This window comes from Nonomuraea marmarensis (assembly GCF_043197025.1).
GTDB classification, from domain to species: domain Bacteria; phylum Actinomycetota; class Actinomycetes; order Streptosporangiales; family Streptosporangiaceae; genus Nonomuraea; species Nonomuraea marmarensis.
In genome coordinates this window covers 1-7,486 of record NZ_JBICRM010000085.1, presented here as the reverse complement: position 1 = coordinate 7,486, position 7,486 = coordinate 1, and the positions used below count along the sequence as shown (strand labels likewise).

Sequence of the window (7,486 nt, the reverse complement as noted above, 5' to 3'; positions counted from 1 at the left end):
CGTGGCGGCATCGACCACCTCGCCGCCATCATCAAGCACCATCTCAAACACCTGCAATACCGGCCCGACCTGCTCGACGCCATCATCGCCCAGACCGAACTGATCCTCGAACCCGAACCGCCGTAGGACCAAAAGTCAGCCTTTCAATGTCTGTATCGGCCGAGGCGGAGTATGACGGGCCATTATTCACTTCTCCGATGACGTTCCGCTCCGGACGCGAGGACCTTACCGGCTGGATCCGACACGATTCGGCGCACCAATGGCGCCGCCGTGGGCAAGAGATAGGTGGTGAAACGGACCCACGTGTGTGTGGATGAATGGCTACGGCGAGCTGCCGGGAAACCGCCCACTACCCGTCGGCTCAAGTGAACCAAGTGCCGGTCGCTCTAATAGGCTCAAGCGGTTGGCGCGGTGAAGCTAATCATAGGTTGCGTACGCACTTCTCCGCCGCGTTCCAGTAGCGCTTGTTGGACGGGCTAAGGCCCTTGATTTTCTCTGATTTTATGGAACCGTTGATGTAGCGCTGCACGTCCTTCGGGTCGCCGTACTTCAACACGATATCCGCCATGCAGAGAATGTACGACTTGGGCACCTCCTCGGTGTCCGGCTCATTCGTCATCCTCTTCACCAGAGCGGTCTTGCTGATACCTCGGTCTGAGGTCGGCCTGGCGGAGACTTTCTTGCCAGTCGAGGTGGGTGGGATGGACGCGTCCGTGCCGGTCGACGTGGTAGCAGAGGTTGGGCCGTCACTGGAAACGGTGCCTGAATTTCCGCAGGCGCTGAGATTGGCGCAAATAATGGCCGCTCCAAGCCCTAAGAGAAAGGGGCGGATGGTGCGAGATGTAGACATGTTTGTCCCCTCTTGGATTTGATGTGCCATTTATGGTGACCGGTCAGCCAAACTCTATGAGGGTGCGCGCCAGTGATGGTGCGGCCGGTGGCCGTATTTGCGTGTGGAGTGGCTGACGGTGCCGAAGGCCGTTGATCGACTACTGTCTCCGCAGCTTCTGCGCTCTGGCGTAGCGGTTGATCGGTGGCAGGAAGAACAGCACATAGACGGCCAGGCTCAGTGGGACGGCACAGAATGCCGCGAGCCATGTCCCAGTAGGCAGGATCTTATTGATGGCCAGGGCGGAGTTCTCGCCCAGGAGGATCGAGGCGGGCACCATGGCCACGAATGTGGTGACCAGTACGAGGGCGCGTGCCCAGGCGGCGCCGTTGCGGGAAAGCCAGGTGAAGACCAAGATGGCCATGCCCGCGACCAGCAGGAAGGTGGCCTTGGTGGCGATGGCCCCGTAGCCTTCTTCTAGCGCCGCGGTGACTTCCGGGTCGCTGGCGAGCTGTTCGAGTTGACTGTCCGACACCTCGCCTAAGCTCTCGGTCGCAATGTACCTGAGCAGGGTACCCTTGCCGCTGATGAGCGCAAGAATCGCGCTGAAGAGATACAGCGCCGCAATCGCCATGCTCCAGGAGATTGCGATGCCGAGGATGAGGGGTTTACGGCTGGTGGATTCATGGCCAGCATATCCCGGCCCACCCTGAGGGGGAACGCTGGGATAGTTTTGAGGACTCGAGTGCATGTGTGACTCCTTGAAACTGATGCCGAGCGTAGAGCGGCGATAGCTGCTATGTGCTCGACGGTCGGTGGAGAAGAAATACTGCCGTGTCCGACGCGACGCCGGCCGACACCGAACTGCGGCGTGGGCCGTGTCGGCCATTTAAGGGACGGATTGTGCCCAGAAATGCGCTGGCAGTTGGACAGAATCGCTGGGCGAACAGATAAGACCGCAGTTGACGGATCGGAAAGTAACGCACCTGGCACAACAGACCCCAAGGCGCGGTGCGGTTTGCGCAACGGACACTCAGGGGGTGCTCATCTTGTACCTGAAACAAGCCCTATGAGACGATCACTCGCGGTTCCCAACGGATGTACTTGGCGGCCTGCAGGCGGGGTTCGATCCGGGCGAACATCGGTGCCAGCGCGGTGAGCAGTTCGTCTGTATTCCGTTGCACGCGCCGGGCCTCTAGGATGAGCGCAGCAGCCGCTCTCGATCTTGTACTCGTCACACAGTCATGATCACGAGCGGCTGCTCTCGTTGCGCCCGCTTCCGATCACAAGATCGCAACGGCCTATCACCCGTCTGTGCTGGTCACACCGCGAATAGGTGACTGCCGTATCAGGAAAAACATGCGTTAAAGGCAGTAATGTCAGCTTTTCTTAGGTCCGAGAGAACATCGGGCGACCTCTCACTGATATCGCCCACAGAGGCCTTCATATCGAGCATGCAACGGATGAGCCGCTTATTCGCCGTCGCTTCGGCATTCGCAAACTCCACGAAATGAGTCTCAATGTAAGCCTCTGTGACGAGATCAAGATATGACTGCTCGCAGGCGTCGCTTAGGCGTGTGACTGCAGCTTCGGCCATGCCTTCAACGCTAGCATCATAGTCGAGTAGAAATCCGGTCCGATCGGGATAAGGGCCTGAAACGGTGAGACCGGCCGCGCGGAGGCATTTCATCATGCCTGCCATGGCCTGATCGTACTCCGTTCGGGTTATCAAGCCGTCCCGGAGAGCCTGGTGCTGTATGGTGGAGCCGCGCCGGACGGCGATGCTGGTTAATTCGGCCACGCGGGCTTGACCGTGGCCGCCGGAAGAGATATCACCAGATGATGCGCAGCCCAGCAGTACGAACAGGGCGGTGGCGGCGCAGCATCGAATGGTCGCTTTACGTGCCATGGAAACCCATCCGATTGATTGGCCGATCGGAGGCCTGATGTGGTGGGGAAACATCAGGCCTCCTGGCTCATGCACTGTCAGGTCGGCGATGATTTAGCTGATGAAATTGTTCTCGGCCCCGCCCGCCTCGACTGAGTGGAAGCCTATGAGGCCGGTCTTGGACCTGGTGTTCTGGCCGGAGTGCGCCTCGGCCTGGTTTCCCGTTGAATAATCCCTGGCGCTCGTGTGCACCGTGCCGGCCTCCGTCCACTGGATTCGGGCAGATATCCGTCCGCAGCTACCGCTTTTCTTGAGGGTGATGGCCTGCGCCCAGACGAAGATGCCCGTCGACGTCGTCCTGCTGATGCCTTGCACTGTGCAGCCCGAGTAGGTTCGCTGAGTGGCTCCGGCCTGGGCTGGCCCTGCGCCGAAACTGACCAAACCCACAGCGACGGCCGCTAAAAACAGCCCGTACTTTCGCACAATGTTCACTAAGTCCTCCAGGACCGAACTCGACTCGTCGGGCGCTTCCCGACGGTCATGCGTTTGGCGGGTGGTTGAGGGCCAAATGCATGACGTTCATCTCGGCGCCTGCGCGCCAAACGACTCCGTTAATATTAGGGAGTCAGGACACAAACAGTGTGCCTCAGACAGAACCGGACGAGACCGGACGCTCATTGCCGGGGCGCATCGCATGTGATGACGCTCTGTGATCTTGATCTTCCGGAGCAGACCACTTAACTTGCGATTTAAGCAAGTCCGGACATCGGCGCAGGCGCGTACAGATAGCGCCTGATATTGCGGCGTATCGCCATGTATCGCCATGTATCGCCATGTATCGCCATGTATCGGGATGTATCGGGATGTATCGGGATGTATCGGAATGTGACCGGTCGCGGTACGGCGTGTCCGTTAGTCAGGAGCGGCCACCGCCTTCATCTTCGGTGTTGAGAAGACGCCGGAGAACAAGGGGTGGCCGTAGATGTTCACTATCGCAGGCGTGCGTGAGGCGGCGGAGCACATCGGGGCATCCGGGGCGTCACACCTGCGGTCCCTGATCGATTTTCCGCGCCGCCTTCCACCGGCTGTTGTGGCGGCGAGCCGATGCGTTGTTCGAGCTCACTGATGCAATGCTGTGCGCGCAGGGGCGGTGGGCTCACCGGTGGAGTTGTCGATGGAGCCGGAGTTCCGCCGTGGGCACGGCTCGGTCTATGCCGCTTTGGATCAGGGGCGGATCGACGCCGGCGGGCTGCGGCGCCTGCTGCTGGGTGTGGCGGCGACAGCCCGGCCGGGGCGGCCGTTGATGTTCACGCCGGATGCGCGGCCCGATGCCAAGTAGGCCACCGAGCGGGTGATGGTGCAGGTGCGCGGCCAGGGCAGCGACAAGTTCCTGCGCGGCTGGCCCTACAGCCTGCTGCTCCATCGCCGGAAGAGGTGATCATCAGCTGCAAGTATGCTCAACTCTGCACTGCCAGAGGTTCGCTGCAAATCACGCCTGATATGCCGCGTGGAAAGGCCCCCTGAACTGCGATTTTACATTGGGGCTCATCGCCCCTGCGAGGGGTCTCAACGCGTGGGAGAGCCGTAGTGTCAGCGGACACGAGTTCCTCCCCGCTGACGGACACGAGCGGTAACACACTGGCGGACAATAGGAAATCCTCGGTGGCTGGGGTTTCCCACGGGTGTAGCCGTGTGGCGAAGGTGGCGGCGAGACAGGAATGCCGGGCTAGTCTACGGTCGGCTCGGGCGTGGTCGCCGGGGTGGTGATCTGCTGGGCGGTCTGGCTGACGCGTTCCAGCAGGCGCTTGAGCTCGGTGAGTTCCTCGGCGCTCATTTCCGCGGTCAGGGCGGTGTCCAGTTCGGCGACGTAGGCGTCGGCGCAGTCGAACAGCTCGCGTCCGGCGGCGGTGAGGCGCACCTCGATCAGGATGCCGTGCATCGGGTGCGGGCGGCGTTCGACCAGGCCGCGCTTTTCCAGGCGGCCCAGAGTGCTGTTCATGGTCTGCGGGGTGACGGCGCACTTGCGGGCTAGTTCGGCGGCGGTGATGCCGTCGTGGTCGGACAGGATCGCCATCGCGCTCTGCTGCGCCGGGGTGATCCCGTGGTCGCGCAGCACCTGTTCCTTGGCCGCCTGGGTGGTCTGCTCGGCTCGCTTGATGGAGCCCAGCAGCCGCTCGGAGTAGTGCATACCCACGATCTTATCAGTCAACGGGCATCAGTCAGTTTGCGAAAACTAATCAGTATACTGTTAAGTATCAGCTATCGAACATCAGCGAGTGACGCAAGGAGGACACCGTGGCCAACACGCCATCACCGCGCCCGCCGACTGGCGGGCCGCACCCCTGCCCGGCCGACCGGCGACGCTGGCTGGTGCTGACGGTCGGGATGCTGGCCATGACCGCCGGATGCACCTTCCAGTTCGGCCTGGCCTACCTGATCCCCGCCCTGCGTGCTGAGGGCCTGTCGCTGGCCGAGGCCGGGTTGCTGGCCGCCGCCCCCAACGCCGGACTGTTGGCCACCCTGATCGCCTGGGGCGCGGCCGCCGACCGCTGGGGCGAACGCATCGTGCTGTCGAGTGGACTCGGCCTGGCCGGGATCGTGCTGCTGACCGCCGCCACCGTCCACGACCCGATCGCCCTGGGGGTCTGCTTCCTGCTCGCCGGAGCGGCCGGGGCCTCGGTGCACGCCTCCAGCGGACGGCTGATCATGGGCTGGTTCGCCGCCGCCGAACGCGGCCTGGCCATGGGCATCCGCCAGACCGCCCAACCCCTGGGAGTTGCGGTCGCCGCGCTGACGCTGCCGAGCCTGGCCGCCACTCACGCCACTCCCGCAGTGGTCTTTATGAGCGCCTTCTGCCTGGTCGCCGCCGTACTGGTGGTGGCGCTGGTCCGCGACCCCCAACGCGGCACTCACACTGCCGCCCAGCGCACGGGGTCGCCGTACCGCACCCCGGTGCTGTGGCGCATCCACGCCGCCAGCGCCCTACTGATCGTGCCGCAGTTCACCGTGGCCACCTTCGCCTTGGTGTTCCTGGTCGACGCCCAGCACTTCGACCCCGCCACCGCCGGACGCGTCCTGGCAGCCGGACAGGTCGGTGGCGCCATCGCGCGCCTGGCGACCGGCTGGTGGTCGGACCGGGTCGGCTCGCGGCTGCGGCCGATGCGCATCACCGCCCTGGCGGTCGCCGCCGTGGTCGCGGTGCTGGCCGCCACCACCCACTCACCGATCGCGGTGGCGGTGCTGCTGATCGCTGCCATCGTCACCGTCAGCCCCAACGGCCTGGCCTTCACCGCGGTGGCCGAGCATGCCGGACGTGCTTGGTCGGGGCGGGCGCTGGGCATCCAGAACACCGCACAAAACGCCGTCGCCTCGGCCACCCCGCCGATCCTGGGTGCCGTCATCACAGGCGTCGGCTACGGCCCCGCGTTCGCCGCGATCCTGGCGTTCCCCCTGCTGGCCGCCGCCCTCATCCCCACCCGCGCCGAAGACACCAACCCCTACCCACCAACACCACCCCCGGCCCGGCCACGACCGGTGCGACCGGGACGGTCATCGCCGCCCGCTGACCGCTTGTCCTGACCTCTCGATCACTCATCCGAAAGGCATCAATCATGAACGCTGTCCGCACCGTCCCCGCTCTGACCAACCAGGCCGCCCGCGCCATCATGGAGGCCGCCATCGCCGCCGCCGAGCAGACCGACCAGCGCTTCTCCATCGCGGTGGTGGACGCCGCCGGGCACCTGAACGCCTTCGCCCGCATGGACGGCGCCCCGCACATAACCATCCAGGTCGCCACCGACAAGGCCTACACCGCCGCCGGATTCGGCATGAGCACCGAAGCCTGGCACGACTTCATCAAGAACGACGCGCCCCTGGCGATGGGCGCCCCCGCCCAGATCGACCGGATCGTCACCTTCGGCGGTGGCATCCCCATCACCTCCGGTGGCCACATCATCGGTGGCGTCGGCGTCTGCGGCGGCCACTGGAGCCACGACATCAAGATCGCCGAAGCGGGCCTGGCCGCCATCGCCTAGCCCTGGTAGGCGACCATCACGACCCAGGCGACCGTCGGGACCGATGAAGAGCAGCGAGGAGATCGTGGAGATTCTGGCCCGCCTATGCCCTGACCGGCAGCGACGCAAAACCGCCGCCGAACTGGTCGGCTGTGAGCCCCATATCGTCCGCCGCTACGTGCAGGTGCGGACGGCAGGAACCACCGGCCGCACCGCCCCGGTCCCGCGGTCGAGGATGATCGACGAGCTCATGCCCAAGATCGAATAGCTCGTCGAAGCCTCCGCCGGGAAGATCGGCGCCGACCAGGTTCACAAGCGTTTGGCGGCGTTGGGGTTTGCCGGCACCGATGACCCTGCTGGTTAATTCTGCGCCTGCCGATAATTACATCCGCCCAGGTCAAACCCTGCGAGAGCTTTGCGTGGCGTGCGCGAGCTCCGGCCTCCAGGAGAGGGGAAGCGTGCGGCATGATGATCGGCCGTGCTCCTTCGCCTGGCCTACCTTCCCGTCACGAACACCTTCGCCGCGCTGCGGTTGCTGCCCATGAGTGATCGACGTCGGTGGTGTCCTCCTCGACGTAGGCGGCGGCCTCCAGCGCGGCGCCGTTGTTCTGCAGCCAGAACGCGGCGACCCCCCGGGCGCTGGTGATGCTGACGCTCTCGGACGGCTTCACGTGCGAAGCGGCCTGCGCGGTGCCGACCAGCGAGGCGCCGAGGAGCGCCGCAGTGGCCAGGCCGCCGCCCAGGGGAACGAGGGTG

At 64.3% G+C, this 7,486-nt stretch carries 9 protein-coding genes and 1 pseudogene; 4 read left to right on the top strand and 6 right to left on the bottom strand.

Annotated features, from left to right (window positions below; translation table 11 throughout):
* Positions 1 to 421: 421 nt before the first annotated feature.
* The 4 genes from ACFLIM_RS49870 to ACFLIM_RS49855 form a co-directional block, all read right to left on the bottom strand.
* A complete protein-coding gene (locus ACFLIM_RS49870; protein WP_393177908.1) occupies positions 422 to 850 on the bottom strand; it encodes a hypothetical protein in 429 nt (142 codons plus the stop codon).
* A gap of 139 nt (positions 851 to 989) precedes the next feature.
* On the bottom strand, positions 990 to 1,580 hold the full coding sequence (locus ACFLIM_RS49865; protein WP_393177906.1) for a hypothetical protein: 591 nt from the start codon (positions 1,578 to 1,580) through the stop codon (positions 990 to 992).
* A gap of 597 nt (positions 1,581 to 2,177) precedes the next feature.
* Entirely contained in the window at positions 2,178 to 2,738 is a 561-nt protein-coding gene (locus ACFLIM_RS49860; RefSeq protein ID WP_393177904.1) for a hypothetical protein, read from the bottom strand.
* Positions 2,739 to 2,831: 93 nt separating this feature from the next.
* On the bottom strand, positions 2,832 to 3,209 hold the full coding sequence (locus ACFLIM_RS49855) for a hypothetical protein (protein WP_393177902.1): 378 nt from the start codon (positions 3,207 to 3,209) through the stop codon (positions 2,832 to 2,834).
* 682 nt (positions 3,210 to 3,891) lie between these two features.
* Between ACFLIM_RS49855 and ACFLIM_RS49850 the strand changes: the two genes are divergently transcribed.
* Positions 3,892 to 4,056 (top strand): hypothetical protein, encoded by a 165-nt coding sequence (locus ACFLIM_RS49850; RefSeq protein ID WP_393177900.1) that lies wholly within the window; start codon positions 3,892 to 3,894, stop codon positions 4,054 to 4,056.
* Between the two features lie 387 nt (positions 4,057 to 4,443).
* Here ACFLIM_RS49850 and ACFLIM_RS49845 read toward each other — a convergent pair whose 3' ends face one another.
* Positions 4,444 to 4,905, bottom strand: coding sequence for a MarR family winged helix-turn-helix transcriptional regulator (locus ACFLIM_RS49845; RefSeq protein WP_393177898.1), 462 nt, complete (start codon positions 4,903 to 4,905; stop codon positions 4,444 to 4,446).
* Between the two features lie 107 nt (positions 4,906 to 5,012).
* Between ACFLIM_RS49845 and ACFLIM_RS49840 the strand changes: the two genes are divergently transcribed.
* From ACFLIM_RS49840 to ACFLIM_RS49830, 3 genes are read left to right on the top strand one after another with little or no spacing between them, the layout of a single operon-like run.
* Positions 5,013 to 6,296 (top strand): MFS transporter, encoded by a 1,284-nt coding sequence (locus ACFLIM_RS49840; protein ID WP_393177897.1) that lies wholly within the window; start codon positions 5,013 to 5,015, stop codon positions 6,294 to 6,296.
* Positions 6,297 to 6,328: 32 nt separating this feature from the next.
* A complete protein-coding gene (locus ACFLIM_RS49835; RefSeq protein WP_393177896.1) occupies positions 6,329 to 6,751 on the top strand; it encodes a GlcG/HbpS family heme-binding protein in 423 nt (140 codons plus the stop codon).
* Positions 6,752 to 6,794: 43 nt separating this feature from the next.
* Complete coding sequence (locus tag ACFLIM_RS49830; protein ID WP_393177895.1) at positions 6,795 to 6,998, top strand: hypothetical protein; 204 nt, start codon at positions 6,795 to 6,797, stop codon at positions 6,996 to 6,998.
* Positions 6,999 to 7,236: 238 nt separating this feature from the next.
* On the opposite strand, the pseudogene ACFLIM_RS49825 reads toward ACFLIM_RS49830, so the two are convergent.
* Positions 7,237 to 7,486: pseudogene (locus ACFLIM_RS49825) on the bottom strand (hypothetical protein); the annotation flags it as partial.